Here is a 26,061-nt window from a genome sequence, read left to right as displayed (position 1 = left end):
GTTGTATCGTTGCTGGTGACCTGGAGCGAGCCGACGTTGATGACGTCGCCGAGATAGCGTTGCAACGCTGCCTGCAAGGTGAACTGCAACGCCGCCGCTATCTCCGGGCTATTCGGCACAAATACCATCTGCAATAGGCCGCTGCCGACATCCGGCCGATTAACGCGCTCGCCAGGGCGGGTGAACAGCAATTGCTCGATCATGTCGCGGACGTGGTCGTCGTCACCCGCAAGCGTGGTACACCCGCGGCGATCGAAGCTAAAAGGAAAATCGACGTTGATGGCAGGGTCCATGACATCCTCACATGGCGGTGACGCGCATCTGGCTTGCGACGATCAGCAGCGGCGTACCCGTGGGCACGCAAACGGCCTGACTGTCGATGCACAGCAGCGGTTGTCCATTGGAAGTGACCCGCATGGAGCCACTGACGAACTGAGCGGTAACACAAGGGCCGTTGGCTGCTGGCGGCGGCGGCAAGGCACAACCGGCGACAACCCACGGTGACGACAGGCTTACGCTCGGTTGGCCACTCACCGTCACGCGCGGATTGGGTACCGTCGCCTGCGCGTGCCCGGCATGCGAGCAGAGTACGGAGGCACCGACATGGATGAGAAAACCGGCCATCGTGCATCTCCTTCAGGTCACGACCAGCGCGCCGTTGTTGATGGTCACGGTCGGCCCAGCCAGCACGATGGTGGCACCCTTGCCGTTGGATATGGTGATACCGACGTCGTTCACCATGATCATGGCGCCGGTCGTGCTCTTGAGCAGGATGCCGCCCGTGGGCCCTGGCAAATCGCTGATGGCGATGGTGTTCTGCAATCCTGTTTGCAGTACCACGCTGGGACTCGCCGGATTGCCAGCCAGGGCGAGCGCCGGAACTTCGGCGGCGACGCCCCAGAAGCCGCCAGTCCAGATGGGATAATCCGGATCGCCCTGTTCGAACTCGACCCATACGCCGGCGCCAATCTGCGGAACCATATAGGTACCGCTCTGTTTGCCGGCGATCGGTACGCATGGCATGGCCCAGCTCGACGGAAGCAAACCGGAGACGTCCGGCACCATGACCTGGATGCGTCCCATTTGCTGGGGATCGACATTCTGCAGCACGGTCCCGCGATACTTGCCGTAATACTTGTTCATGACGGCACCCGCGGTACGGTAGAAATGAGTCCCTTGCGCGACAGGCTGAAGCTTTGCTTGTATTCGCCGCGCTTGATCGTGTGGCGCACTTCGCTCACGTAATGCAGGCCATCGAAGGCCGGTCCGACGCCACGTACGCCGACTAGCTGTCGCGACTTGAGCACGCGCCCGTAGCGCGCAACGTCGAGGCTACCCTTGCCCGTGACGGTATCGGCCGATTTGGCCGCCTCTGCCATGCCTAGCAACAAGGCGCGCACCGGCGAGTATTTGGCTGTTTCGGCGATCGGATTGAATTTCTGCGGCGGAGGATCGATCAAACCCAGCGGCGGATTGAGCGGACCGATATCCGGGATCGGAATCGGGATCGGTACCTTGGTCTGCGGATTCTGGATATAGACGATCGGCAGGCTGCGTGCGTTGCCGTTGTAGCTGAAACTGAGGCCGTCGACATTGCTTGCCGCATCCATATCGGCATTCAGGGCCGGCTGCGGCATACCCACCTTGATCTTCGGCCCCCAGTACGCCGTCGTCATACCCGGCGCCGGTCCGGGATCCAGGTAGAACACGTAGCCGACACGACTGGCGAGCAACCGGATGTATTCCAGGTCGCTGCCTTGTTGCGTGGGAATGCGATCGGTCGGAATTGGCACATCGATCGCGATGCTTGGGATCACCATCGGCACGACACCCAGAAAGGCGTATTTCGCCAACAGCAATGCAACGATCCCCTCGGCTGGCATAGCCGGATAAGGCAATCCCGGCAATCCAGAAAACTCCAGCTTCTGCATGACGGCAGTCAGGTCGTCGCCTGTCACCTGCAACGTGGTATGCCGTTGGTCGGCACCGGGAACCACTTCGGTCTTGGTTACCACGCCATCGATCAGCACCTGCGGCATGCCATTCACGGTGACTACCACGATCACGCGCAGCAACGGCACGACCGAGCCGCCGCTCAACAAGAACAACGTATGCAAAGGCGACTGCACGCTCAGAGTGAACTGCAGAGTGAACGCCCCGGCCGCTTCGTCCGGTTGCACGACTTCGACCTGGGTCAAGGCGTCCAATACCGATTGCGGTACCGGCACCGGCACTACAGGCCCGACCATCAGCGTCAGATGCACCCCTTTAAGCATGCGGCACCCCTGGAATGCCTTCGGGCAATGTAATGGCCAGCTTGCGGCCGACCGTTTCGGTAAGCTCATCCGGGCGCAAGGCGCGATTCGCATCGCACAGACGCCAGAATTGCTCCGGATCGCCGAGATGCTGCGCGGCGATATTGTCCAGTCGCTCGCCCTGCACGACTCGATGCCACTGCAGCAAGGCGAAGTTCTCGGGTGCGGGGACGAAGCGGCGTTTGAGATAGGTCACAGGAGTGCCGTCCGCGCGCACGAACGTCGATGTCGGCGTCAAGGCGTAGCGGCTGGTGGGCGGAAAGTTCGCGCTCATATGTCCCCCTTCTCAGCAAGGCAGGTCGAAGCAAACAATGCCCTTGATCCTGGCAGCAGCCATTTGAGCCAACTGCTTCGTCGCAGCCAAGTCGTTTCCTGATGCCATCACCACCGCCATGGCCGGCTGCGCTCCCCGACTGACACAGGTCGTCGAGATATAGACACCCTGTTTTTCACCAGCCACTTCCAGCAGGTTTCTATGCACCTTCGATAACCCCAGATTTCGTGCCACATCTGCCGCGAAGTTCAGGCAGGTCTTCTCCGAACTCGTCTTGACCTGCACCTTCTCGAAATAGAGCGCCGAAGCCTGTGCCACCTGCCCTGCCATGGCTCCAGCCAGCAAAAACAACGCAACCGAGCCAACCTTCGAAAACCTGTTCATACCCACCTCCACGGTCGATGCAACTGGTTTTGCGATGTTTCACATGACAAAGGCGCTCGCGCTACGGCACGCCCGTAATTCCCAGCGCCGACAGCGGCATGGCGGGCGCCATCCCGGTCAAGCGCTCCTTGTTCTGCAGATAGCTCATGAACAGGCTCGCGGCCTTGTGACCGGACGGCACGTCATTGACCGAAAGCACGCGCAAGCCGAGGCTGACCTTGGCGCGGATCGGATTGAGTGCCGTATCGAATGCCTCTTCGGTAATACTCAACTCTGTCACGCGCACAGGAAGAATGCGCGTCTGACTCCAGACGAACAGTGCCAGCGGCGTCTCCATCGGGATGATTTCCAGCGTACCGGCTTGCGACATCGCATCGTTGGCATTCAGCTGGGCGCTGGTTGGATAGATCATCGTCTCCAGGGCTGCTAGCTGGGCAAACACACCTGTCTGGGTAGTGACCCGATTCTGGTCGGGAAACTCGAGCTGATCGGTGGCATCGATTTCCGCCTCCAGCTTGATCGTTTCTACCGGCGGACCTTTCAGGCGAAGAACTTCCGAGCGATCGCCGCTATCGGCACTGATGGCTTGGACTTGCAGCGAGCGCGTGATCGAATCGGGGTTGTACTGCAACGCGATCACGCGCAGCACCGCCGAGCTGTCCGGATCGATCAGCACGATGCCGCCCTTGAGAATGCGTGGGGAGCCGGGGAACCCGCTCATGACACGCACCCGCAGCGTCGATTGGGCCCGGCGCAGCTGTTTTGCATCGGTAACTCCCGAACAATGTTGCCCAACCTACCCATAGTCAGTGCTCCACCGGCGCGGCATTGTCCGCATGAACCGCTCGCAGCAACGCGGGATTGATTTTCAATTGCGGATTCGCCTTCACTGCCGCCTCGACATTGGCCCGAGCCTGATCGGGCTGCTCCAGTGCGACATAAGCCTTGGCCAAAGCCAGGTGCGAATCGGCCGGCAGAGATACACCCGTGCCCTGCAACTGCTTTGCAATATCGGCAATCTCGCGCTGCTTTTCGGGCTCAGGCATGGGTACGGCTGCCATCGATGCCGAAGGCCGATCGGTCACCGGCGCAGGCGCAGACGATGCAGGCGCTGACGTGGCCTGCACCTGGTTGAGTTTCGCGGTCAATACGGGAACGAGCGTCTGCTCTACCTCGAAAGAAGGCTTCTTCTGCAACACCGAGCTGGCCAAGTCATAGGCCGTATTGACGTCGCCTATAGCTCGATATCCATCCGACACCTGGGCTTGCAACAATGGATTGTCGACGGCTCGCTGTTGCAGCTTGGCGAGAAGCTGGCGATCCTGCTCTTTCTTCGCGGCATTTTCCGGTGCTTCAGGGGTGGTACGAATCCGATCCAGCTCCACCATGTCCCGGCTGAATTTGACCGCCTGGGTCCCTGGAAACCCCATAAGCACGATCGCAATCACAATCAACAGGATGGCGGCCTTGAAATCCCTGCGCTGGACGATCATCGCCGTAATTGCCACCAAGGCGAATACGAACAACACAAAACCGCAGATAAGCATCAGGCGTTCATAACCAAGCAATCCGTCGAAGATATTCATGGCCGGCCCTCAATCACAATGTTCGAAAGGCACGACATCGATGGTGACGTTGCCGAACCAGCGGCTTCGCAGCAGGTTCGCCACCGTCTGGTTGGAGACGATGTAGCGATACTGCAAACCACAGGTGTTAGCGATGTCGACGTGGTTGAGCACCTGATGATCGAGCTTGTCCAATACGGCTGCGGCGACACGTTCACCTCGCGCGGCGCCGGTCAGAAGCGCTTCGTAACCGCATTTGCATTCGTACCAGGTATCGCCACGTAACGAGTCGATTTCGGCCCAGCGCTGAGTCAAGCCACCGGTGGACGACTCGATAGTGATCTTGTAGGACAACGGGCTGCCGGTAGCCAGATGGCAATAAAGCCCCGAGAGCGGATCGCCCCCCATGGTCTCGATCGGCTCGATACGGCAACCGCCTTTGCGCCGGGTCTTGGGTTTGAGCCGGCTATTGGCCAATGCCGGCACGGCCTTCGTCCGCTTGTCGACAGCAGCTCCGAATGTAGCCAGACGCGCCGCGGCCTGCGGATCGAAATTCTGCGGATAAACCGGTGCCTCCCAGAAGGGCTTGGCGATAGGCAACTGCGGTTGCCGGAACGGATGTTCACGCCGCGACTGGGAAATCCCCTCTTCGTAGATGCTGGTGAGCGGCAGGTACTGCTGCGCGACGTCCTGAAGCTCTTCTGGTGAGTTGACTTTGGATACCGCATCTTCGATCGCGTCCAGGACATGGAAGAATCGATTGCGTACCACCACCGAGCCACCGCCGCCGATACCGCCTATCCAGGTATAGGTACGCTTGCCCTTCTCGGTAACGAAATCGGGCGCGGCGCCGCCCCGATCGAGCGTGGCTACCGGCCGTTCCTGCTGGAGCTTGACGCGCTCGGCGTGGTCCCTGATCTGTGCCCGCGCCAGATCGGCTTCGAGACTGTGATTATTGGGATTGGGGGCGTAACGTGGACCGATTTCGCCTGTGGGGAAAGTTTCCGAAGGCACGGCATTGTCGTTCGCCGCTTCGCCCTCAGGAAATACCTCCGGCTCGACCGCCGGCTCCACAGGCAGAGGTACCGCGGCCTGCCTTGCAACCCTGCGTTCCGGCATGTTCGTCTGTACTCGTAATGGCTGACTGCTATCGATTTGAGCAGCCACCGCATCGGCCTCTCGCTCTGCGGCACTGCCGGGTGACTCTATACCGCCGCCTCCACCCGCCCCGTTCCGCTGCTGCACGACATGAGTGAGCTCATGCGCCAGCAATTGCCTTCCAGAGGAGGTATCCGGCCGGTACTGCCCACGATCGAATACCACATCGCTTCCGACGGTATAGGCAACCGCGTCGACCGCGCGGGCCGAGTGCGCGGCGGAGTCATCCGTGTGGATGCGAACCTGACTGAAGTCGTGCCCAAAACGCTGTTCCATGAACCCACGCGTTGATGTGTCCATCGCATGCCCCGCTCCGCCGAGCACCTGCGATACCGCAGCGGGTATCGCAGGTGCTGGCTGACTGCCTCCTTTACGCTGCAGCCGCCGCTTCTGGCAGTCGTTGCACTCACCGTCGCCGTGCGCACCGCACGCACATTTACGCTGCACGCGCCAGCTCGGCGTCGGGATACTGTCCGATGCAGTGTTGCCAGGCGAGCGACGGGGCGGTATTTGGCTCATGCTCATATCTCCGCCACGCAACGAGTGAAACGTACCCAGGCCTCGGCATTACTGGTATCGCCGCAGGCATCGCCACATCCGGCCTGCACACACGGCTTGTCGCTGGCGTTGCCGCCAATGCCTGTGACGTGAAATGCCTCACGCAGGAGTGCCTGAGCCTGTTGCTGCTGACCCAAACGCAGGAACTCCGGGCATAGACGTATACGGGGGCGCTCCTGCTGGGATACCGTCGGTGAACTGTCGCAGCCTTCGATCAGCGCAGATACCAACTGCAGATTCCACAGCACAAGCTCCATGCGCGTAGCACCGACGTGGTCGGCCAGGCGATCCATCGGCACAGCACCGCCGAACAGTTGACCGGCCATACCCGCCGCGCGGCGCTGGATCAACTCCTCTGTGGTCGGCTCGCCTTTCTCAGGCGGGAAAGGCGAAGCCGGCTGCAAACCGGATAAGCGGCCAAACGCCTTAAATGCCCAACCTGCAGCCATGCCCAGCGGCGGACCGATGACCTTGTTACGGGCATCGGTGCGCTGCTGCACGCAAGCATCGAGATCGACCTTGCTCTTCTTGCCGGCGACCCGGCATACGTCGTCGTCCAACGGCGAATGCACGTTGTCGTTCATGATGGAATTGGGATTGTTGTCGACCTTCTTGTTGAGTTCCATCAGGAACCAGTGGATGCGGTCGGCTACATGCATCTTTTCGTTGGTCGCGTGCGCCTCGATGTAGTTATAGCGATCCTCTTCGAGCCCCAGCCGATGGTGCAGCTCATGGGCCATGGCTGCGTCGTCGCCGACCCAGTTGTCGGAGACGGTCCATTGGCTGGTATCGACCTTCACGTCGAACACATCGGGACCGGATTTTTCGACGAAATCCAGATCGACGCTGTAGCCGAGCGTGGCGGAGCGCTTCTCGATCGCGTCCTCCATCGACTTCACGCGCTCGACGTCGTCCTTGGTGCCTTTGCCCGCACGAATCAGGTGCACTTTGACTTTGACCGCGATATTAGCGACATCGCGCTTGTCGATCTCGAAGAGCTCGCCACCAGGCGCTTTGGCCTTGGTAAACACACGACCGGCCTGGCGGCTGACTGCCTCCTCGTCGCCGGCATGTGCCTTGCCCGCCTCGCTGGACGCGCGGCTGGCTTGTGCGTCGGCAGCATCCTTGGTTTCTGCTGACGTCTCCTTGGCCTGCTCTTCCGCCGATTGCTCCTTCGTAGCCAGAAGCTCTTCCAGCTTTCCCGCGTAATAGAGCGGATCGTCGCGCTTGCGTGCCTCCGCAAGGATCTGCTCGACTTCCTGCCGCGCCTGGAACGGCTGCTTCAGCAGGACCTTGTCTTTCTTGATCCTGGCGGCGCGCTCATCGAACTCCTTCAGCACGGCCGGGTCCGGCGTCCGCCGCACAACTCCCTCGTTCTGCTGCAGAACGTGAGTAAGCTCATGGGCGAGCAGGCGGCGTCCCGCATCGGTATGCGGCTGATACTGGCCGCTTCCAAACACCACATGATTGCCCACCGTATACGCCAGAGCCCCGACTCCCCTGGCCGATTCGCCAGCCTGGGTATCGGTGTGCACGCGCACGGCACTGAAATCCTGTCGAAAGCGTGGCTCCATGAAGGCGCGGGCCTGGGCGTCCAGGGGCTGTCCAGCTCCCGCCAGCACATGCTCGACATGCGAGGGGGCGACACCGCCACTCGTGCCCCCACCGGAGGAAACTCGCCGGATCGCAGGCGCATCGCGCAACGCTCCCATGGAACGTCCAGCCCCTCGCATGACCGCATCGGCCACACTGTCGGCCTGGCGTTCGAACGCATCGTCCGGCGCTCCTATACCAAGCTTGGCCTGCGCCTGCACGTTCTTGTGTTTCTTGCACTCCGCGCATTCGCCACCGCCAGGAGCATGCGTGCCGCATGCGCATTTCCGCTGCAACACGCGATTTGCCACCCGGAGCGGAGTGGTCGACGATGCCGCTTGCCGGAGTGCACGCGCGTCCATCACTTGCTCTTCGACGGCACATGGGCGCCGGTAGTGATGTTGATACCGAAGGACCTCTGCGCTGCTTCGACGACCGAAGGAGGACAATCGACGCCGCTGTACTCGTCGTGTGCCGGCTTGCCCGGCTGAGCCTCGCGCGTGGTCACCATGCGCCGGAACACGATAGCGGCCCGGCGCATCAACTTGAACGCACGCTCCCGTTGCTCGCTGAACGGTAGTTTCTGGAATTTTTCGCGCTCAACCGGATCTTTAGGGGCCATGGGATCGGTGGTCGTGCCCGGCGTATTACCGAGGAATTCGTCGACCGCACCCTTTTCCATCGACCGCCCCTTCGGTTCGGGCTCTTGCTTCCCTTGCACGGGTGGCAGCTCGCCCTCGCCTTCCGGCGCAACACCGTCAAGATCGCAGCTCTTGCACACGTCCGGATTTTGCAACCACTGCTTGGCCGCCTTGGCGCGATCGATCGCCAGCAAGTGGTTGCCCTCGAACTTGGGCATGTTCTCCTTGCCACGCGGCCCCTCGGGAGAGGTAAACCCGCGGATGGACGCGACCTTGTAGCCTTGTGCCGTCAGGTCCTGCACGTCCTTGACGGGCAAAGGCAGGTCATGGCGGAACTTGTCGGTGGCGTACTCGAAGAAGACATAACGGGTTTCCGTCACAGGTTTCTTTTCTTCCTGTACCTCGGGCACTGCAGCAACATGGCTGATGCGCTCACAGGAAAAGACAGCGTATTGACCGCCTTTGTCGTGACAATCCACCTTAGGTTGGGCCGAACCTCCACTAAAGGTGAAATTCAGGAATCCGCCCTTGCTGCGCGGATCATAGGTGACGTCGGCCTTGACATCGACGTCTTTGGTCTTCAGCTCTGCGCTGCCTCCGACTCCGCCGACGCCTTGCTGGTCCAGCTTGACGGTCGGCCCCACGGTAAACGTGTAGCTACCGTTCTGCACGATGGTGAAGGTCAACCCGGGGGAGATGCTGACGCCCTTGAGCAACGGGGAGCCAGCCACTGCGTTTGCTACTGCTTCGCCCAGCGCCTTGGGCAGGTCGATGATTGGCTTGATCGTGACCTGGGTGCCACCACGACATACACCGATATTCAGCCAGATCTGCGTACTGTTCCATCCGGGATTGACGGTGGCACGCGTTTCCGGCCGCGCCGGCTTGTCCGACAATGACAAGGTGACACGGTAGTCGCCGTCGCCCGGGCAGCTTACGAGGCGTTCGCTCGGATTCTGGCCATCGCTGGCCTTGCACTCTCGTACCTGGCGACGGATAACACCGCCACCGATCGGTGCCACGGTCACCTTTTCACCTCGAGTGACCGCATCGGCCGCGCGATCGGCAGCCAGTTCATTCGCATCGCTTGGATTGCCTAGTTCGAGCGACGGATGTAACGAACCGCTGCCGGGATCCTGAATCGTATGTGCCAATTCATGAGCCAGAAGGTGCCGGCCGGCCGGTGTATCCGGCGCATATTGTCGATGGTCGAATACGACGTGCTGGCCTACTGCATAAGCCAATGCACCGATGGAGCGCGCGGACTCCGCAGCCTGGCTGTCGGTATGCACACGCACGCCGCTGAAGTCGTGGCCGAATCGCGGCTCCATCCAGCGTCGCACCGAGGCATCCAGCGGTCGACCGGGAGTGCCCAGTACGCCATGCACGATCGACGGCACACCGCTGGCACCCGCGCCTGTATGGCCCTTGCGTTGCACGCGTTTCTTGCAGCTTTCGCATTCACCGCCTTCGGCAGCATGGCTGCCACAGGCGCACTTACGCTGTAATCGCAGCCCCGCGGATGAACTGGGCTGTGCCGAAGGCGCTGCACGCGTTGCGGCCAGATCAGCCATGGCCGCCCCCGCTCAGCCTTCCCGTTCGACAGGCTCCGTCGCTCGTAGATACGCCGAGCCCTTGTTGCACCGCGCGGGCCACGCGCGAAGCCAGGCGCTCACCGGCATGATCGGCCGCCGGCAAGGTGACGGCTGGCAAGGCTGTCGTCCTGCCGATACCGCGCAACGCGTCGCAAACCCCTGGCCGGGTCAAGCGCAAGCTGAGTTCGCGCTCGATCGCCTGACGGACCGCCACAGCGCGCTCACCGCCAAGCAGAGCTTCGTCCAACACCAGCCGCTCGATATGCAACTCGATGCTCATGCCTGGCCCCCTGCACTTTCCAGCCAGCGGAAATCCGCCTCATTGACCGGCTTGTCGAGCTTGCGAAACTCGGCGCGCGCTGCATCCAGCAACAGCGGCATGCTGATCGGCGTACCGGCCTTCGCGGCGAGGAAAGCTGCATTCAAGGCAATGCCGTGAATGCTGCCGCCGCTCAGCGCAAGCCGGGCCAGCCGATCGATATCAAGGGTGGTCGTGGCGGCCTTGGAGGGAAACACCGAGGCCCACATCGCCTTGCGCTCCATGACACCCGGGAACGGAAAATTCACGACAAACCGCAGGCGCCTGAGAAATGCACTATCCAGCGCGCTCTTCATATTCGTCGCCAGGATGGCCAATCCATGAAACGACTCCAGACGCTGGAGCAGATAATTCACTTCAATATTGGCATAGCGGTCGTGACTGTCCTTGACTTCGCTGCGGTGACCGAAGAGCGCATCGGCCTCGTCGAAGAAAAGGATCGCTCCGCCTTCTTCGGCGGCATCGAACAGCTTGCGCAGGTTCTTTTCGGTCTCGCCGATGTATTTATCGATCACCGCCGATAGATCGATGCGATAGAGCGACAGCCCCAACTCGCTGGCAATGACTTCGGCGGCCATGGTTTTTCCGGTGCCGCTTTCGCCCGCAAAGAGTGCACTGATCGACAAGCCACGATTCATCCGCTCGCGAAAACCCCAGTCGTCATAGACGGTGCCACGCTGTGCGACCTGATCGGCAATCTGACGCAGCAATGCTTTTTCTGTGACCGGAAGCTTCAGGTCGTCCCAGGAAGCTTTGGGCTCTATCCGCTGTGCAAGCTGGTCGAGCGACGGCCGTGTGCGCGCGAGCGCGCCATGCCATAACGTTGTCCCCAGCGTATCGACGCGTTGCTCGGCCGAGGCGAGTGCGGTCTGTGCAACCTGCTCGATCTTGCTCGCGTTGAAATCGAAGTGTCCCGCAAGTTGTCGCGCGTAATGCTCCGCACCATCGCCCAGTACGCTCTGCCAAAGGCTGCGCTGCTCGATGGCGGTAGGCTTGGCGATATCTACGCTGATCGCGTGTGCGGTGCCATCGTTCCACGTCTCGCGCGTGTCGAGGAAAACCAGGCCGCCCACGCGAGAAAGAAAGCGCTTGACGGGGCCGGCAGAGGCGTCACCCGCATCGATGGATGCTGCATCGACATAGAGGGCTATGGGCATCAGCAAGCTTTCGCGCCGCCAGAGGCGCAGCAGCGTTTCTTGTTCGGAAAGACCCGGCGGCAGAAGTTGAGCCGGCAGGCGAAATGCTTGCGCACCGAAGTCGGCCGCCACTGCCTGGGCAATGGCCTGTTTGCTGATACCATCGGCACCGACCAACTGTACCGCAGGCAACGGCTCGTTCGCGGGGGCATGATGCAAATGGTCGAGCAATCGATCGGCCATGGCTTGCTGCGAGGCCGGCAAACTCGACGCATTCAACGGCGAAAGCACGGGCGTCAAGCGATCATCGAGATAATTCAAGCCTTTGGCAAAATTGACGATGCGTTCGTCGGCGCTTAGCGCGGCGCCGATCAGGGGTTGCGGGCCAGGCTGGTGAATATCCAGCAAGCGCCAGTAGCGCAATGGCCGTTCGGGAGAGAGCGCGTCCCAACTGGGATTCTCCAGCACCGCAAAAGCCAGCGCGAAGGTGGGCCAGGGCTTGGCAGGATCGTGCTGTGCCTGCGCGCAGAGCGCAGGCATGCGCGTATCCAGTTCCATGCCGATGCAAAGCAAGAGCAGATTACGCTCGAAATCGGACAAGCCCAGCCGCTGTGCAAGCAATTGCAACGCCGGAACGAAAGTCGACGCCGCAGCGATCGGAGCGTAATCGGCAGGCGCAGGCGCTTGCGGCTGGTCGCCACCTCGTATGGGCGGCTCATTCGAGGCGGGAGGCATGGCCGTCTCGGACGTTGTAACGGGAGCGGCATGTTCGCCAAAGACCCGGGCGAGCCATGGCGTCGACTTCGTCACGGGAGCGATCGTCACCGGCGCGGTTGGCACCTGTGTCGCGGATGCTGCCCGCACAGAACCGCTTTGCGATCCACCCTGCCCTGCGGCGCGCTGCAACCGCGCACGCAGATCGGCCAGCGCATTGGCCAGGTACTGATCGTTTGCAGCCAGCCATTGAGCATAGTCGCTCATGACACGATCACCTGCTGATTGGCATCAAAGGTGGGCACAGCGCCGCTGAAATCGACCGGAATACTGTCGGCGCCATCCACCCGCAGACGCACCGTATACGTGCCGGCCACAACACCGGGCACCTGGAACGCCAACGCGGTAGGCTGCTGCGGATCGGCGGGATTGTTTGTGCTCTGCGGGGCCACCAGTTGATCGCCGAATACCAGGAAGACCCGCTGCCCGTCGCGGATGCGTGGCAGGCAAGTCAAGTTCAGATTGACTGTACCCGCTGCTGCCGCGAGCGGGCTGACCGTAATGACGGGTGCCAACGCCAACGGCAACTCATTGCTCAGCAGTACGGGCAATCCTGGCTGTTGGACGAGCAAAGACACGGTATATATGCCTGGCGCCCAGCGCGACGGAGCCTGCGCATCTTCCGCACTATCGGCCAGATGAACCTGCAGCGTCCCCTGTGCCGGGCCCGCGACAGGAACGATATCGACCGGGGCATCCAGGCGCAGACTGGTAAACCGCGCCTTGACATGTGCAACGGCAAGCTGACTGCCACTCAGAACGATGTCATCGCCAAGACGCGCAGCTGCGCGAGCATGAGGCAGGGCCACTTTGCTCAGCGACGGCGCGGTCGAAGCCATGCTGATAACGCCACGATCCTGCGAGCCCCGTCGCAATACCGGCAAGGCCGCCCGCGATGGCGCCTGGCTGTCGATCAACACCACCGTAGCCTCGTACGCCGAAGACACCCGATAATTGGTCTGAAACGCTGTCCACAGCTTGGAGATCTCTTCCACGTTCTGTGGCAAGGGCGTCAGGCGAACGCGTTCGATCTGATCGGCCAGATCGTTGTCGGGGAGAGCATTACGGATGTCGTCACCGTCAAGCACAGGACGGTCATGCAAGGTACTCATCGCCGCAGCAAGCACGCGGTGGCTGACAGCATCGATATCGCTGTCGCCGCGTCCCCAGGCGGTAATCAGATAATGCAGATTAAGCGCCAGCGCCGGTTGCGCCGTTTCGCCGGGACGCACGCGACCCGGCATATCCATATTGCGCCAACCGGCGTTGTAGACGACCTGATAGAGAAACAGGTTGAGCTGCGCCTTGCTGATGCCTTTGCGAGCGACATCCGGTGGCTGAAGGGTGACCTCCAGATCGTTCAGATCCGTATCGAGCACCGGCATGCGTGCGAGCAGCAGATTGCGCAGTGTACGAGTCGTTGCGGCGATGGCAAGGACATTGCTCATGAGCCTTGCCCATCCCGTTGGCGAAGATAGTCGTCCATGCTGCCGGACCGCGGGCTTTCCTGGCGCCTCGGCGCGGCAGTGCTTGCCGAGGCTATCGCACGTACTTCCAGTCGACCGATACTCACATGCACTACAGGCTCGCCAGGCGCCTGCGGCCGCTCGGCTGTACGCGTTGCCGCTGGCCGCTGGCCCGAAGCAGCCGGCGGCGAAGCATCCTCCGTCGTGGCGAATATGGGGGCACGGGGAGGCAACAACGTGCCGAGCTGCTCTTCGCGCACCGAACGAACGATCTCTTGTTCGTGAACGATGTGCCGTTCGCGCACGGTCATGTCGGCGTCACGGGATACCTGTGTGCCGACCGACGGGAGCGGGGGTGCCTCGAGCGCACCTCGCGCCTCGCGCTTGTTGCCGATAGCTGCCGACACCTCGGGGTTTGCAATCTCGACTCGTTCGCTTCTCGCGAGCACCGCTTCGGCTTGCACAGCCGAAACTGGCGGCGGCCGCGTCGACGTATCTGCCGATACGCGCTTTTCCACGGGCCGATGGGGGTGTAATGGCTCATCATCCCCCACACGCGTCTTCGGCGCCGATGCCATCTGGGTCGGCGCCTCCACGATGGCCGTACCGCTCGCGTTGGCCACTGGCTCGAAAAACGACGGAAGGCGCGGTGACAGGATCGAGCCGCCACCGATGGCCCGCGTTGCCAGACGGTCGAGGAAATCGCTCACGACGCGCATTGCTCCAGATAGGCTTGCCGGCGCCGCGGAGTCATCGCCAGGATGTCCGCTTCACTCCAGTGGTAATGACGGGCCAGTGTGTCGATATCGCGCAGCATTCGTAGCGCCCAGGCATGGAGTTCCTGCCAAAGAAACTGTGCGATATCGAACGTGGGTTGCCAGTCGTGCGCGCAATCGGGGCAACGGAAAGCCAGCTGCAGATCGGCCTGTGGATCGGCTTCGGCCATAGCCTGGGCAAGTTCGGCCTGTAGCGACTCGGGCATCGCCGAAGCGCCGGCGTCGATGCCGTCAATATCGATGACGCAACGTTCGATGAGCAGGCGACGCGCTTGGGCGACGTCCGTGCAAGTCTGAAGCGCTATCAAGTCGCCGCCATTGGCCAAGCGAAAGCGTACGCGCACATCGTGTGCCGACGAATGCAGCTCCAACGCGGCCGACAGACCATCCTGAGCTTCGTGCTCTTCCAGTCGCAACGCCTGCGCATCGAACTCGGCTTCGACCGGCGCCCCGCAAGCCGGACATGCCGCCACGCTGTCGAGACGACGACCGAACAAGCGTGTATGCATCTGCAAGAGCAAGGCATCGTGGCGCCCTAGTGGCAGATGCAGCAAAGCCTCGCCATCGAGCTCGTCGCAACTGGCGGAAAGCAGATGCAGGCTGCGTGCGGCAGCGGATGCCTCGCTGCCGCGCTCCCAGGCCTGCATCAATTCGGCGGCGGTCGGCGTACGCACGGGATCAGCCTGCCGGCACCGTAAAGCTGGGTTCGGTCGGCTCCTGCACGCTGGTATCGCGCTCCCAACCTTCGTTCTCCAGTTTCAGGTGCTGAATGGCGACCGCATTGGCGTTGGCATCCAGATCCGGCATAGCCTGGTATTCCGAAACCCAGCAACGGTACAGCCGGTACGCGAGCGCGAGCTGGCCGGCCTCGTTGTAGACTTCCAGAATCAGGTCTTTGCGGAAATCCTTGAGCGACACTTCCGCCCCAAGGCCGGCACCGAAGTGCCAGACCTTGTTCGCCCACTTCTCGAACTCCAGGTCATGCGTGACTCCGCGCTCGATGGTGATCGCCTCGTATTCGCTGCGACCGGGCGACTTGCGGCTGCTGCTGGGATCGCCACCCTCGCGGTGCTTGACCACCTCGGTGGTGCGCTTGAGACCGGACACCTTGCTGATGCCTGCGACATAGCGGCCGTCCCATTTCAAACGAAACTTGAAATTCTTGTAAGGATCGAAGCGCTGAGCATTGACGCTGAACTGAGCCATGGTGTTTGTCCTCAGGTCTGAATCTGGCCGGCCATCTGCTGCAGCTGGATGACCACGAACTCGGCGGGCTTCAGCGGAGCGAAGCCGACCACGATATTGACGATGCCCAGATTGATGTCGTTCTGCGTGGTGGTTTCACCGTCGCATTTGACGAAATAGGCATCCGTGGGCGACTTGCCCTGGAACGCGCCCTGGCGAAACAGGTTCTGCATGAAGGCGCCGACGTTCAGGCGAATCTGCGCCCACAGCGGCTCATCGTTGGGCTCGAATACCACCCATTGCGTGCCGCGGAACAGGCTTTCCTCGATGTACAGCGCCAGGCGCCGCACCGGCACGTATTTGTAGTCGTCGGCAAGCAGATCGGCGCCACGCAATGTACGAGAGCCCCAGATCACCGGACCGCTCAAGGGGAAACTACGCAGGCAGTTCACGCCAAGCGGGTTGAGCATGCCGTTCTCGCTGTCGGTAAGCACCGTGCTGAGGCCCTGGACACCGTTGAGCGCGGCATCCAGCCCAGCCGGAGCCTTCCATACCCCGCGCTGGGTATCGGTGCGCGCCATGATGCCGGCGACGATGCCGCATGGCACGAAGGTATCCAGTTGCCCCTGCCGGGCAGGGTCCGACTCGATCACACGGGGGAAGAACAGCGCCGCGTTGCGCGCGGCAGTGCCGTTCAAGCCCAATGCGGTCAGCGCAGCGTTGTTCGATTGAGTGATCGCACCCGCGCTGGTCCATGCGGCCGGCGCATCGACGATCAGCAAGGCCCGTCGCTCCACGCAGAACGCCATGGCGGCCTGGTACACAGCGTTACTGGTATCGCCGCCGCGCATGTCCGCCGGAATGCACAACAGATTGAACAGATCCACTTTCTTGAGCGCATACATGCCGGTCTTGGCATCCGGATCGCCGTTATAGGTAGCGTCGTCGAGAGCGGCGCTATCGTCTGCCGAGGCGGACACCCCGATGGATGTCGTGTCCTGATCCCAAACCGTCTTGCCAGCCGGTACCGTATCGGACATCGCCGCGGGCAATGCGGTACCCGGCAAAGTCAGACTGCTGGACACCCGAACGAGGGAAGAACTCGCCTTGAGGACGCGATCGACGCGACGGGGACTCTCTTTCACGCTGACGTTGAGAAAGGTCTCCTGCGTCCCACTGGTCATGTCGCGCACGGTGATATTGAACAGGTCAGTGGCGGCCAGCCCATACAGCGTCGCGACATCGGCCGATACATGCGTATCGACGCGCACGCGAAGCTGATTGCCCCAGGTACCGGCCGAGGCAGCCTCCAACGGCAGATTGTTGATGGCCAGCTTCGCCTTGGCCTTGGTGGCGTCGCCCTTATACAGGCGCACGATCACGGCCTGCGCACCGCCATTGAGGTAAAAATCACGCACTGCGTAGCCCATCGGGTACGCTGGATCCAGCATACCGAAATTGCGCTCGTAGTCGCCGTAGCTATTGACGATCACCGGGCCGTCGGCGTCCGCGTCGGTAGGTCCTTTGGCCGCGCGACCGACAAACGCCGTAATCGACGTCGCCACACCGGTGATAGTACGGACGCCGCTGGAGATCTCTTCGATATAAACGCCGGGATAGCTCAGGGTAGCTGGCATGGCTTTTTCCTCAGTAATGGCGAAATGCGTCGGTCAGTGCAGGGCCGGTGGATCGGAGCGATTCAGCGCGTACAACACGGCGCCTCCGGGAAGGCGATCGCGCCGAAGCTGTCCGCGCTCGACCAGGGAGACCAGTACCTTCTCGATGCGTCGACGTTCGATCTCATAGCGCTGTTGCGGCAACCACCAATTGACGATCCCGTCGAGCGTATCGGCGGCATCCGGGTGCTGCGCCAGATACGCCAGCACCGCATGCTCCACTTCGCTCTTCCCGGTTTCATCGCGGCTTTGCCGAGGACTCATGTGTCACCTCCACGTCGCCGACGTATCAGGCAATTGCCATGCCAACGCGGATATACAAAAAAAGAGCTTGATATAGGCGACTTATCTGCCTCGCCCTCACCGCACTGGGTGCATTTTGACCCGGTAACCGCTGGCGAGCGGGTCAATGCGCACCCGCTCCAGCCACGCTGCAGTGCTAGCGAAACGCCTCGGTGGCGATGCCATGCTTCTTCAGCAGCTTGCCCAACTGACGCCGTTCGGTGCCTGAGAGCCGTGCGGCAGCGGTAATGTTCCCGCTGGTACGTTTCATCAAGCCAAGCAGATAGGTGCGCTCGAATGCGCACATGGCGCTTTGCTTCGCCGAGACATAGTGCAAGTCGCCGTCATCGAACATGGCATCCTGCGGCGTAGAAAGCACGGCGACGGAGATCGGGATAATCAGGCCGCTGAGATGGGCCGCGTCGATAATCTCGTCTTCTGCCGCCAGGTAAGCCCGAAGCACGACATTCTCCAGCTCCCGCACATTTCCCGGCCAGGTATGGGTATCGAGCATGCGCAGCGCATCGTCGGCCCACCGCTTGGCAGGACGATTTAGCCGTTGACCGACCTGTGCGAGAAAATGGATGGCCAGTATCGACACGTCACCGTGGCGTTCGCGCAATGACGGAAGCCGAACATGAAGTGCATTGAGCCGATACTGCAGATCGCGCCGGAACAGGCCTTCTTCGACCCTGGCATCCAGGCAGCTATTGGTGGCGGCCACGACACGGGCATTCGACACGCGCGCAACGCCGCCCACGGGGCGGTATTCGTTGTTCTCCAGGAATCGCAGCAAGGTCACCTGTGCTTTGCTGGAAAGCGAATCCACCTCGTCCAGAAACAAGGTGCCGCCGCGTGCGTGATCGATCAGCCCCGGCTGCGCACTCTTGGCATCGGTATAGGCGCCTCGTTCATGTCCGAACAACTCGTTTTCTATCAGATTGTCCGGTAGCGCACCGCAATTTACTGGCACAAACGGCCGATCGCGACGCGCGCTTGCATAATGGATTTCGCGCGCGGCGAGCTCCTTGCCGGTACCGGTCTCACCCTCGATCAGCACTTGCACATCGCAGGCGGCGTAACGTTGCAGTTGCTCACGCATCTGCTGAAATGCCTTGGATTGCCCCAACATGGCCGGCATCGTCCCTTCTCCCTAGGAGCTCTAGCCACCAGCCGCCCGACGATATTTATCCCGCAACACTTGGGATGGGGCGGCGCACTGAAAAAGTATGCGCGGCACCCCAAAGCAATCCCATTGGTCGAAAGTAATAGAAGTGTGTGCTGGCGTGCATTTGCTGATAGGCCATATTTTCTAGCGCTTTAAGTTCGTATTTTATCCGAAGAAAAAAGCGCCAAATCGGCTGTTTTAATATCGCATGCGCAACAAGCAGGAATAGGAAATTTTCCTATCCGCAACCATGGCGGAGACCGTTGTCAGGAACTCGGGGCCTTTTCATTCGCTGCACGAACTGCGTGCAACATCCCGTTCGAGCAACCCGCTTGATCGAGGATGCTCAGAAGAAAATCGGACTTGCCTTCGCTATAAGCCTGGGGGTCGGTCGCAAACCTTTCGGCCAACTGCCTCTTGAGTGCGCCATACGAAGCAACCGCGGACGGATGATTTCGCAGATAGTCCCGAACAGCCAGATGGTTCTCGAGAGCGAAACACCCTTCGATGCAAGCATAAAGATGATGCGACGGCAGCCCGGGAGGGCTTTCGAATGCCTCCCGATCTACGATGCCGAGATTGCCGCAATGCCGATAACCAATCTCTGCCAGCTTGTCGATAACGACCGACATACTCGTGCGCGAGGGAACAATGATGTCCAGATCGATAATGGGTTTGGCGATCAGTCCTGGCACCGATGTACTGCCCACATGCACTACGGCGTGCGCAAAGCCCTGTACAGCTTGCCAGATGGGCACTCTCAAATGCTCGAAGACCTGTGGCCACGACGGATCGTAGGCCACCACGATAACGGAGCGGAGAGGCCTGCCTTGCATGCAACAGGGTTAGCCAGCCGGGCAGATCGACCGGCTGTTGTCTGCAATACCCGAAATGACCCAGCGGCCATCTTGCCGCACAAGGTTCACGACATCGGTGCCGCAGTGCTTTACTTCGCCGTTGATCAGGAATTCATAGGGTGCCCAGACCATGGCGATATCGCCATCGATCTTGATCAATGGGTCGTGGATGCGCTCCTGGATCTTGTCCTTGCCCGGCTTGATGTGATTAGCGAAGTCGCCCAAGGTCATGCGCACCATCTTGCCGTTGCGCAGCAAAGCCACGCTTCCTTCCGGCTGCACTGCAGCCAGCATGGCATCGCGATCGTATTTGGCCATGCCATCGAACAATGCTTGAATCGGTGTGAGCACCGCCTTCTCTTCGTTCGTCGCGGCATGGGCGAGCGGAGCGGCGAAAAATGCCAGCGCCATGGTGAAAGCGATTGATTTGGCGATCATGGAAAACCCCGCGGCGAAAGAGGAGATGTCCGCCATCTTAAGCACCCTTCACGAGGTATTGTCCAGCCTACTTATGTCACTTTCAGCTTGACGAAACCACTGAGCTATACATCGACCCTTTCCGGGAACAAGCCGCGGGTCATCACCTGGACGAGCAGATCGATAATGGCCTGCTTATGAGGATGAATGAAAAAGTGATCGCCGCTAAACAGTCGCTCCTCGAACCCGCTCCCAGCCTGCTCCACCCAGGCAGCCAGCGCCTCAGGCGGCACATTCGGATCGTCACGGGCACCCAATGCGGTCAGCGGATAATTCAACGGCGCGCCCTGCGTGTACTCGTACGTCTCGAGGATTGCGAAATCGTCGCGCATCAGCGGAAGCAACAGCTGCATAAGCTCGGGATGTTCCAATACCTCTCGTGGCGTACCGTTATAGGCTGCGACGGCCTGCAATAGATCCGCATCGTTCATCTTGTGATGGATTTTTTCACGCCGCGGCCATTGCGGCGCGCGCATCCCCGAGACCACCACGTGAAAGGGCTGCGGCAGCCCACGCTCCCGCAGAGCCCGCGCCAGCTCGAAGGCAATCAGCGCGCCCATGCTGTGGCCGAAAAAATAGAACGGCCTGTCGGCCATATCGGAGACGACCCGGGATAAAACGGGCATCAACTCGACCAACCGATTGCAGCGAGGCTCGGAAAACCGGCTCTCCCGGCCCGGCAACTGGATGCCGACTACCTCGACACGGCCATGAAACCGGGACTGCCAGTCACGAAAGACCGAAGCTCCCGCCCCTGCATAAGGAAAGCAAAACAGTCGCGCCGGTGCAGCGGGCTGAGGCGTGCCAACCATGACCCAGTTGCCGTACTTCATGGCTACCGCCTCCCTTACGTAAACCCATGGTGCCTGGAGCATAGGGCGAAGCCACCCGCAGCCATAGTCCGCAACGTGGCCTATCCGATCGGATAGCGTGCACCGATCTCGCGCAGGATTCGATGCACGCCGTAGGCCTGACCAACCGCCATGCAACTGCGCAATTCATCGAGCAACCCCACCTCTGTCGCCCGTGCCGGGGCGCGTCTGGCGGCGCGCATGCGCTCCGCTTTACGAGCCCGGTAGCGGCGCGCCCTTTCGGCCGCTGTCAACGGCCGACCGAACAACGATGGCCTCCCCACTCTGGAAGGAAAACGCATCTCGATCGTGCCGGGATCTTTTGCGTCACGCATGGCCAACTGTCTCCTCGAAAGCTCGAACGAAATATTATAGTGATGCGTCACTAAATACAAGCAAAAAAGTCTCGTTCGTCGTAACGAAATACGCGGAAATGGCTTTGAATCGTGTTCCGTGACGAAGCCTGGGGTATGCGTGACGCCAGGACTCGCGTCACGAATTACTGTGGCCCGCGGACCGTCATACGCCTGACGCATGGCAGAGCCATTGTTATGTTATAACAATGACAAACAGGGCCAGATCATGACCGCACATATCTTTAAGCATCCTCGACTCCAGCCAGCCGCACTGGCCGTTCTTACCCTGGCGTTCGCCGGCGCCCCGCAAGCCCGCCAAGCGCCAGCGGCGCCCGAGTTCCAGATTGTCGAAAGCGTTCCGGAAGCCAGCGTCTATGGCGAGGCCGGCGTCCCTCGCGCGCAACCCGTGTGGTTGCAAATGATCGCAGGGGCTAAACAGAGCATCGACATTGCAGCGTTTTATATCTCCGACAAGCCGGGGAGCCCATTGGCTCCCGTGATCGACGCTTTGGCCGCAAAAGCCAAATCCGGCGTCAAACTACGCATCCTGGTCGACCAAAGCTTTCTCAAGGAGAACGCCGACAGCGTGGCCCGGCTACGTCAGATCGATGGCATCACTGTGCGTGAACTACCCATGGAGGCGCTGACTGGCGGCGTACTGCATGCGAAGTACATGGTCGTCGATCGACACGATGTCTTCGTCGGCAGCCAGAACTGGGACTGGCGCGCGCTCAGTCAAATCCACGAGATCGGTGCTCGCGTCGATAATGCGCGCTTTGCGCAGACCTTCGACGCGGCGTTCGAGCTCGATTGGCAAGCTGCCGAGACACCGAACCTGCCCAAGCTGACCGCGCTGGCCATGGCACCTCTGCCTTTTGCGCCCGCCTCTGCCGCCGACCCGGTTATTCTCCGTGGCGATAACCAGGAGCTATTAAGTGCGTTTCCCGCCTTCAGCCCTCCGGAATTGACGCCCTATGCGTTGACCGCGGAGCAGCCCGCTCTGGTGCAGATGATCCAGGCGAGTCGGCACGACCTGCGTGTCCAGGTGATGACCCTCTCGGCGATTCGCCAATACGGCCCGAAAGGCTGGTGGTCGGATATCGACACGGCCCTGCGCCAAGCTGCCGCCCGTGGAGTCAAGGTGCAGATCATTGTCGCCGACTGGGCACTACGTGAACCGATGCAATCCTATCTGAAGAGCCTGGCGGTACTGCCTAATATTGCCGTCAAGTTCACCCAGCTTCCGCCTTCGCCGCAGGGCTTTATCCCGTATGCGCGCGTGGAGCACGCCAAATATGCCGTGGCGGACGAACGTAGCATTTACATCGGCACCGGCAATTGGGAATGGAGTTATTTCAACAATACGGTCGATGCCTCGGTATTCGTACAAGGCGAAGGCCCGGCGCGCACATTGACGCACATCTTCGATCAAGACTGGAATGGGCCTTATGCCAAACCCCTGGAGCCGGGCCAGCATTACGAAGCGCCGCGCAACCACTGATCCGCTCGCCGAACGCTGCCTGTTGCGTCATGCGCGTCTGTGCCGACAGGTCTCAGACGCGCGCATGACTCATTCGGCGTAGATCATCTTCCGCGTCATTCCCCCATCCACTGCGAACTGTTGTCCTGTGACAAATCCTGCTTCCGCAAGGTACAACACAGCTGCAGCGATGTCGGCAGGCTCGCCTATCCGTCCGACCGGATGTTGGCTTTTATCGATGTCACGGTGATGAGGCTCGCTACGCTGCGAGGCCTTTTTCCACGGGCCGGTCTCGATCCAGCCTGGCAACACGACATTGGCGCGGATATCCGGTCCCAGACTGATCGCCAGCGCATGTGTAAAGGCCAGCAAAGCCCCCTTGGCCGCAGCATAGGCTTCGCAGTGCGGCTCCGATTGCACCGCCCGCGTTGACGCGATATTAACGATGCTGCCCTTGCGTTCGCGCAATCGCGGCACCGCCGACCGTGCGCATAGGAAGGCCCCTGTCACGTGACCGTCCTGCCATCGGCGCCAGCGATCCAACGTCAGCGATTCGATCGGACCGCTGTGCGGGTTGGCAACACCGGCATTGTTGACCAGCAGGTCTAATCCGGCAGGCTCGCCCAGCCCTCGCTGCCAGCTATCGAACTGCTGAAAAGCTTGCGCCACCCCTTCTTCGTCGGCGACATCCGCCCCCAGGGCCAGCACCGAATCCGACCCATGCCGAGCCCCCAATTCATCCACTGCCTCGGTGTCCAGGTCGAGAGCCCCGATCAGCCAGCCCCGTTGCACCAGATAATCGACGATACCCAGGCCGATACCCTGGGCACCGCCGGTGATCAAAGCCGTCTTTCGCATATCGGCACGTCCATTCTTTACTCTCCGGCAGCAGATCATGACCGGCATCGCCACGGCGTCAATCTGCCGCGCCCGCGGGCATCGCGCCACGTCGATCCGGGGCGCGATTTCGCCATGCGCCAGTGGTACCTTGTGCAGGTCCATTCCATCCACAGGAGCCGACCATGAGCAAGTCCGATGCGAAACGCGAGCAGCAACTGCAGAAACGTCGCAACGCGCCACTGGCCACGCCGACCGATCTCTCGCCCAAGGCTACCCGTGACCTGAGCGGCGCGCTCAATGCGGTGCTTGCCGACGTGTTCGCCCTCTACCTGAAGACCAAGAACTTCCATTGGCACATGAGCGGCCCGCACTTCCGCGACTATCACCTGCTGCTGGACGAACAGGCGGACCAGTTGTTCGCCATTACCGACGACATCGCCGAGCGCGTGCGCAAGGTCGGCGGCCGCACCCTGACCTCGATCGGCCAGGCGGCCAAGCTCACCCGCCTATCGAACAACGATGCCGAATACGTAGCACCGCAGGATATGCTGGCCGAGCTGCGGGAGGACAACAAAACGCTGATCGGACACCTGCGTGGCGCGCATGACCTTTGCGATGAATATCATGATGTGGCCACGGCGAGTCTGATCGAGAACTGGATCGATGAGGCGGAACGTCGCATGTGGTTCCTGTTCGAGACCACACGGGTCCATAGTAACGGTTGATACCCCACCTGCCGTTGCACGCATGACCGATTCCTCCGGTTCCGCCCCAGGCGCCGACGCCCCTGAAAAGGCGCCGGCGCTTCGACGCTCGCCCATTGTGCTATTCGATCTGGACGGCACGCTTGTCGACTCGGTTATCGACATCGCTGCCGAAGGTGGCCGTCTGTTGCAAGCTCGCGGCCTGCCGCCTTTGAGCCTGGACGAAGCACGAGGCTATCTCGGCGATGGCCTGCGTCGATTTATCCAGCGTGCCTTCGCCGCGCGCAATGCCACCGTCACAAGCGACGAAATTGCGTTGTTTGTCGCTCGCTATACCGCCGAGCCTGTCGTCGATTCCATGCTCTATCCCGATGTCGAGGGAGTGTTGCGCGAGTTGGCAGACGCGGGGTGGCACATGGCCGTTTGCACCAATAAGGCGCAGGTCGCTGCCGAATCGATGTTGGATACCCTTGGCATCCGGCGCTATTTCGTCGCGGTCTGTGGCGGCGATGCCGTCAGCGCGCAAAAACCCGACCCGCGCCACTTGGAAGAAACATTGCGGCAAGCAGGGTTTGTAAACGACCGCGCGGTCATGATCGGTGACAACCGAGCGGACGTGGAAGCTGCTGCGGCGCTGGGCATCCCCTGCATCTTTGCCGAATGGGGTTACAGCGCCCCTTCGGCCGGGCATGACGCCGATCGCCGCGCGGCGAAATTTTGCGATCTGCCAGCCATTCTGACAGCGCTGCGCGACATCGCGCGACAGCCCGCCTAGTCGACGGTCCGCTCCGATCGCGCCGATTGGCGCATGCCGATCGACACGCGCGCCAGCGAGACAACGAAGCGCTCACTCTGCCTTGATTGCTCCTGCACTAGGTTTGCGCAATACGCCAGCCAGGAGTTAGCCCATGTCCCGCGACAAAGGCCCTCACGCAACGCCCTCGCCCGTCTTTCTGCCGTTGAGCCGGCGAGGTTTTCTGCAGGTCGTCGGTATGACCGGCGTAGCCTCTGGCATGGGATGGCCGTTCGCTGCACAGGCGGCCGCTGCCGCAGCAGCGCATGCGCTGGCGGATGACGGACTGAGCGAAGTTCAACTGAAGGTCAATGGCAAGTCGCAGACCTTACGCGTCGACAACCGCACGACCTTGCTCGATGCTTTGCGCGACCATCTGATGCTGACCGGAACCAAGAAGGGGTGCGACCACGGTCAATGCGGTGCATGCACCGTACATGTCAACGGCAAACGAGTGAACGCCTGCCTGAGCCTGGCTGTCATGCATGACGGCGATGAGATCACCACGATCGAAGGTCTTGGTCAGCCCGGTCATCTGCACCCGATGCAACAAGCCTTTGTCGACCACGATGGCTACCAGTGCGGCTATTGCACATCGGGCCAGATCATGTCGGCGACGGCCATGCTGCAAGAACCCTGGGGACCGCAAGACGCCGATATCCGCGAGGCCATGAGCGGCAACATTTGCCGCTGTGGCGCCTACGCGAACATTCTGGCCGCCATCAAACAAGTCCGTCAGGGCTGAGGGAGAACAGTCATGCAAGACTTTGCGTTCAGGCGCGCCAAGTCCATCGAAGAAGCAGTTCATGGTGCGGCGCAAGCGCGGACCGCCCAGCAG

Annotated in this window: 29 protein-coding genes; 4 read left to right on the top strand and 25 right to left on the bottom strand. The window is 61.1% G+C overall.

What is annotated here, in order from left to right; genetic code table 11:
* From VIM98_RS13065 to VIM98_RS12950, 24 genes are all read right to left on the bottom strand, one after another.
* On the bottom strand, positions 1-293 hold a 293-nt coding region (locus VIM98_RS13065; protein WP_331993548.1), incomplete at its 3' end, for a GPW/gp25 family protein.
* Between the two features lie 7 nt (positions 294-300).
* Positions 301-624: a hypothetical protein gene (locus VIM98_RS13060; protein WP_331993547.1), complete on the bottom strand. Its 324-nt coding sequence runs from the start codon at positions 622-624 to the stop codon at positions 301-303.
* A gap of 12 nt (positions 625-636) precedes the next feature.
* Positions 637-1,143 (bottom strand): phage baseplate assembly protein V, encoded by a 507-nt coding sequence (locus tag VIM98_RS13055; RefSeq protein WP_331993546.1) that lies wholly within the window; start codon positions 1,141-1,143, stop codon positions 637-639.
* A complete protein-coding gene (locus VIM98_RS13050; RefSeq protein WP_331993545.1) occupies positions 1,140-2,276 on the bottom strand; it encodes a hypothetical protein in 1,137 nt (378 codons plus the stop codon). Before VIM98_RS13050 ends, VIM98_RS13055 begins: the two co-directional genes overlap by 4 nt.
* Positions 2,269-2,589, bottom strand: coding sequence for a LysM domain-containing protein (locus tag VIM98_RS13045; RefSeq protein WP_331993544.1), 321 nt, complete (start codon positions 2,587-2,589; stop codon positions 2,269-2,271). Before VIM98_RS13045 ends, VIM98_RS13050 begins: the two co-directional genes overlap by 8 nt.
* A gap of 12 nt (positions 2,590-2,601) precedes the next feature.
* Positions 2,602-2,973 (bottom strand): hypothetical protein, encoded by a 372-nt coding sequence (locus tag VIM98_RS13040; RefSeq protein ID WP_331993543.1) that lies wholly within the window; start codon positions 2,971-2,973, stop codon positions 2,602-2,604.
* A 61-nt stretch (positions 2,974-3,034) separates the two neighbouring features.
* A complete protein-coding gene (locus VIM98_RS13035; protein WP_331993542.1) occupies positions 3,035-3,694 on the bottom strand; it encodes a hypothetical protein in 660 nt (219 codons plus the stop codon).
* Between the two features lie 85 nt (positions 3,695-3,779).
* On the bottom strand, positions 3,780-4,559 hold the full coding sequence (locus tag VIM98_RS13030; RefSeq protein WP_331993541.1) for a hypothetical protein: 780 nt from the start codon (positions 4,557-4,559) through the stop codon (positions 3,780-3,782).
* Positions 4,560-4,568: 9 nt separating this feature from the next.
* Entirely contained in the window at positions 4,569-6,215 is a 1,647-nt protein-coding gene (locus VIM98_RS13025; RefSeq protein ID WP_331993540.1) for a DUF4157 domain-containing protein, read from the bottom strand.
* 2 nt (positions 6,216-6,217) lie between these two features.
* Complete coding sequence (locus VIM98_RS13020) at positions 6,218-8,146, bottom strand: eCIS core domain-containing protein (RefSeq protein WP_331993539.1); 1,929 nt, start codon at positions 8,144-8,146, stop codon at positions 6,218-6,220.
* Between the two features lie 62 nt (positions 8,147-8,208).
* On the bottom strand, positions 8,209-10,062 hold the full coding sequence (locus tag VIM98_RS13015; protein ID WP_331993538.1) for a DUF4157 domain-containing protein: 1,854 nt from the start codon (positions 10,060-10,062) through the stop codon (positions 8,209-8,211).
* Positions 10,055-10,363 (bottom strand): hypothetical protein, encoded by a 309-nt coding sequence (locus VIM98_RS13010; protein ID WP_331993537.1) that lies wholly within the window; start codon positions 10,361-10,363, stop codon positions 10,055-10,057. Before VIM98_RS13010 ends, VIM98_RS13015 begins: the two co-directional genes overlap by 8 nt.
* Entirely contained in the window at positions 10,360-12,519 is a 2,160-nt protein-coding gene (locus tag VIM98_RS13005; RefSeq protein WP_331993536.1) for an AAA family ATPase, read from the bottom strand. Before VIM98_RS13005 ends, VIM98_RS13010 begins: the two co-directional genes overlap by 4 nt.
* Positions 12,516-13,760 (bottom strand): DUF4255 domain-containing protein, encoded by a 1,245-nt coding sequence (locus tag VIM98_RS13000; protein WP_331993535.1) that lies wholly within the window; start codon positions 13,758-13,760, stop codon positions 12,516-12,518. The genes VIM98_RS13005 and VIM98_RS13000 overlap by 4 nt, the downstream gene beginning before the upstream one ends.
* Complete coding sequence (locus VIM98_RS12995) at positions 13,757-14,488, bottom strand: hypothetical protein (protein ID WP_331993534.1); 732 nt, start codon at positions 14,486-14,488, stop codon at positions 13,757-13,759. The genes VIM98_RS13000 and VIM98_RS12995 overlap by 4 nt, the downstream gene beginning before the upstream one ends.
* Entirely contained in the window at positions 14,485-15,228 is a 744-nt protein-coding gene (locus tag VIM98_RS12990) for a hypothetical protein (RefSeq protein ID WP_331993533.1), read from the bottom strand. The genes VIM98_RS12995 and VIM98_RS12990 overlap by 4 nt, the downstream gene beginning before the upstream one ends.
* 4 nt (positions 15,229-15,232) lie before the next feature.
* The gene (locus VIM98_RS12985) at positions 15,233-15,760 is read right to left on the bottom strand and encodes a phage tail protein (RefSeq protein WP_331993532.1); all 528 of its coding nucleotides are present in this window, start codon (positions 15,758-15,760) and stop codon (positions 15,233-15,235) included.
* 11 nt (positions 15,761-15,771) lie between these two features.
* Positions 15,772-17,376 (bottom strand): phage tail sheath family protein, encoded by a 1,605-nt coding sequence (locus VIM98_RS12980; RefSeq protein WP_331993531.1) that lies wholly within the window; start codon positions 17,374-17,376, stop codon positions 15,772-15,774.
* Between the two features lie 33 nt (positions 17,377-17,409).
* Positions 17,410-17,679 (bottom strand): hypothetical protein, encoded by a 270-nt coding sequence (locus VIM98_RS12975; protein WP_331993530.1) that lies wholly within the window; start codon positions 17,677-17,679, stop codon positions 17,410-17,412.
* A 175-nt stretch (positions 17,680-17,854) separates the two neighbouring features.
* Positions 17,855-18,838, bottom strand: a complete 984-nt coding sequence (locus VIM98_RS12970; protein WP_331993529.1) for a sigma-54 dependent transcriptional regulator — start codon at positions 18,836-18,838, stop codon at positions 17,855-17,857.
* Positions 18,839-19,131: 293 nt separating this feature from the next.
* The gene (locus VIM98_RS12965) at positions 19,132-19,671 is read right to left on the bottom strand and encodes a GrpB family protein (protein ID WP_331993528.1); all 540 of its coding nucleotides are present in this window, start codon (positions 19,669-19,671) and stop codon (positions 19,132-19,134) included.
* A gap of 39 nt (positions 19,672-19,710) precedes the next feature.
* Positions 19,711-20,160 carry a nuclear transport factor 2 family protein gene (locus tag VIM98_RS12960; RefSeq protein WP_331993527.1) on the bottom strand — a complete coding sequence of 150 codons (450 nt, stop codon included), beginning with the start codon at positions 20,158-20,160 and terminating at the stop codon, positions 19,711-19,713.
* 104 nt (positions 20,161-20,264) lie between these two features.
* Positions 20,265-21,032, bottom strand: coding sequence for a thioesterase II family protein (locus VIM98_RS12955; RefSeq protein WP_331993526.1), 768 nt, complete (start codon positions 21,030-21,032; stop codon positions 20,265-20,267).
* Positions 21,033-21,112: 80 nt separating this feature from the next.
* Positions 21,113-21,385 (bottom strand): hypothetical protein, encoded by a 273-nt coding sequence (locus tag VIM98_RS12950; RefSeq protein WP_331993525.1) that lies wholly within the window; start codon positions 21,383-21,385, stop codon positions 21,113-21,115.
* A 247-nt stretch (positions 21,386-21,632) separates the two neighbouring features.
* Between VIM98_RS12950 and VIM98_RS12945 the strand changes: the two genes are divergently transcribed.
* Positions 21,633-22,907: a phospholipase D-like domain-containing protein gene (locus VIM98_RS12945; RefSeq protein WP_331993524.1), complete on the top strand. Its 1,275-nt coding sequence runs from the start codon at positions 21,633-21,635 to the stop codon at positions 22,905-22,907.
* Positions 22,908-22,976: 69 nt separating this feature from the next.
* Here the strand turns inward: VIM98_RS12945 and VIM98_RS12940 are convergent, their stop codons facing one another.
* Positions 22,977-23,744 (bottom strand): SDR family oxidoreductase, encoded by a 768-nt coding sequence (locus tag VIM98_RS12940; protein WP_331993523.1) that lies wholly within the window; start codon positions 23,742-23,744, stop codon positions 22,977-22,979.
* Between the two features lie 164 nt (positions 23,745-23,908).
* On the opposite strand from VIM98_RS12940, the gene VIM98_RS12935 reads away from it, so the two are divergent.
* The 3 genes from VIM98_RS12935 to VIM98_RS12925 all read left to right on the top strand — a co-directional run bounded on the left by VIM98_RS12935 (position 23,909) and on the right by VIM98_RS12925 (position 25,968).
* Complete coding sequence (locus VIM98_RS12935) at positions 23,909-24,451, top strand: Dps family protein (RefSeq protein ID WP_331993522.1); 543 nt, start codon at positions 23,909-23,911, stop codon at positions 24,449-24,451.
* Positions 24,452-24,473: 22 nt separating this feature from the next.
* Positions 24,474-25,205: an HAD-IA family hydrolase gene (locus VIM98_RS12930; RefSeq protein WP_331993521.1), complete on the top strand. Its 732-nt coding sequence runs from the start codon at positions 24,474-24,476 to the stop codon at positions 25,203-25,205.
* A 184-nt stretch (positions 25,206-25,389) separates the two neighbouring features.
* On the top strand, positions 25,390-25,968 hold the full coding sequence (locus tag VIM98_RS12925; RefSeq protein WP_414650218.1) for a (2Fe-2S)-binding protein: 579 nt from the start codon (positions 25,390-25,392) through the stop codon (positions 25,966-25,968).
* Positions 25,969-26,061 lie beyond the last annotated feature (93 nt).

The sequence above is a fragment of the Dyella sp. genome, assembly GCF_036568765.1.
Taxonomy (GTDB): Bacteria; Pseudomonadota; Gammaproteobacteria; order Xanthomonadales; family Rhodanobacteraceae; genus GSA-30.
Note: the sequence above shows the minus strand (reverse complement) of the source record. Positions and strands in the feature narration are given on the sequence as shown.

Coding starts and splice junctions, on each gene's coding strand:
- VIM98_RS13060 (WP_331993547.1), bottom strand. CDS start 624: ATGGCCGGTTTTCTCATCCATGTCGGTGCCTCCGTACTCTGCTCGCAT.
- VIM98_RS12955 (WP_331993526.1), bottom strand. CDS start 21,032: ATGAAGTACGGCAACTGGGTCATGGTTGGCACGCCTCAGCCCGCTGCA.
- VIM98_RS13050 (WP_331993545.1), bottom strand. CDS start 2,276: ATGCTTAAAGGGGTGCATCTGACGCTGATGGTCGGGCCTGTAGTGCCG.
- VIM98_RS13055 (WP_331993546.1), bottom strand. CDS start 1,143: ATGAACAAGTATTACGGCAAGTATCGCGGGACCGTGCTGCAGAATGTC.
- VIM98_RS13045 (WP_331993544.1), bottom strand. CDS start 2,589: ATGAGCGCGAACTTTCCGCCCACCAGCCGCTACGCCTTGACGCCGACA.
- VIM98_RS12950 (WP_331993525.1), bottom strand. CDS start 21,385: ATGCGTGACGCAAAAGATCCCGGCACGATCGAGATGCGTTTTCCTTCC.
- VIM98_RS12960 (WP_331993527.1), bottom strand. CDS start 20,160: ATGATCGCCAAATCAATCGCTTTCACCATGGCGCTGGCATTTTTCGCC.
- VIM98_RS12985 (WP_331993532.1), bottom strand. CDS start 15,760: ATGGCTCAGTTCAGCGTCAATGCTCAGCGCTTCGATCCTTACAAGAAT.
- VIM98_RS12940 (WP_331993523.1), bottom strand. CDS start 23,744: ATGCGAAAGACGGCTTTGATCACCGGCGGTGCCCAGGGTATCGGCCTG.
- VIM98_RS12970 (WP_331993529.1), bottom strand. CDS start 18,838: ATGCCGGCCATGTTGGGGCAATCCAAGGCATTTCAGCAGATGCGTGAG.
- VIM98_RS13000 (WP_331993535.1), bottom strand. CDS start 13,760: ATGAGCAATGTCCTTGCCATCGCCGCAACGACTCGTACACTGCGCAAT.
- VIM98_RS13035 (WP_331993542.1), bottom strand. CDS start 3,694: ATGAGCGGGTTCCCCGGCTCCCCACGCATTCTCAAGGGCGGCATCGTG.
- VIM98_RS12975 (WP_331993530.1), bottom strand. CDS start 17,679: ATGAGTCCTCGGCAAAGCCGCGATGAAACCGGGAAGAGCGAAGTGGAG.
- VIM98_RS13010 (WP_331993537.1), bottom strand. CDS start 10,363: ATGAGCATCGAGTTGCATATCGAGCGGCTGGTGTTGGACGAAGCTCTG.
- VIM98_RS12945 (WP_331993524.1), top strand. CDS start 21,633: ATGACCGCACATATCTTTAAGCATCCTCGACTCCAGCCAGCCGCACTG.
- VIM98_RS13030 (WP_331993541.1), bottom strand. CDS start 4,559: ATGAATATCTTCGACGGATTGCTTGGTTATGAACGCCTGATGCTTATC.
- VIM98_RS13015 (WP_331993538.1), bottom strand. CDS start 10,062: ATGGCTGATCTGGCCGCAACGCGTGCAGCGCCTTCGGCACAGCCCAGT.
- VIM98_RS13040 (WP_331993543.1), bottom strand. CDS start 2,973: ATGAACAGGTTTTCGAAGGTTGGCTCGGTTGCGTTGTTTTTGCTGGCT.
- VIM98_RS13005 (WP_331993536.1), bottom strand. CDS start 12,519: ATGAGCGACTATGCTCAATGGCTGGCTGCAAACGATCAGTACCTGGCC.
- VIM98_RS12980 (WP_331993531.1), bottom strand. CDS start 17,376: ATGCCAGCTACCCTGAGCTATCCCGGCGTTTATATCGAAGAGATCTCC.
- VIM98_RS12930 (WP_331993521.1), top strand. CDS start 24,474: ATGACCGATTCCTCCGGTTCCGCCCCAGGCGCCGACGCCCCTGAAAAG.
- VIM98_RS12935 (WP_331993522.1), top strand. CDS start 23,909: ATGAGCAAGTCCGATGCGAAACGCGAGCAGCAACTGCAGAAACGTCGC.
- VIM98_RS13025 (WP_331993540.1), bottom strand. CDS start 6,215: ATGAGCCAAATACCGCCCCGTCGCTCGCCTGGCAACACTGCATCGGAC.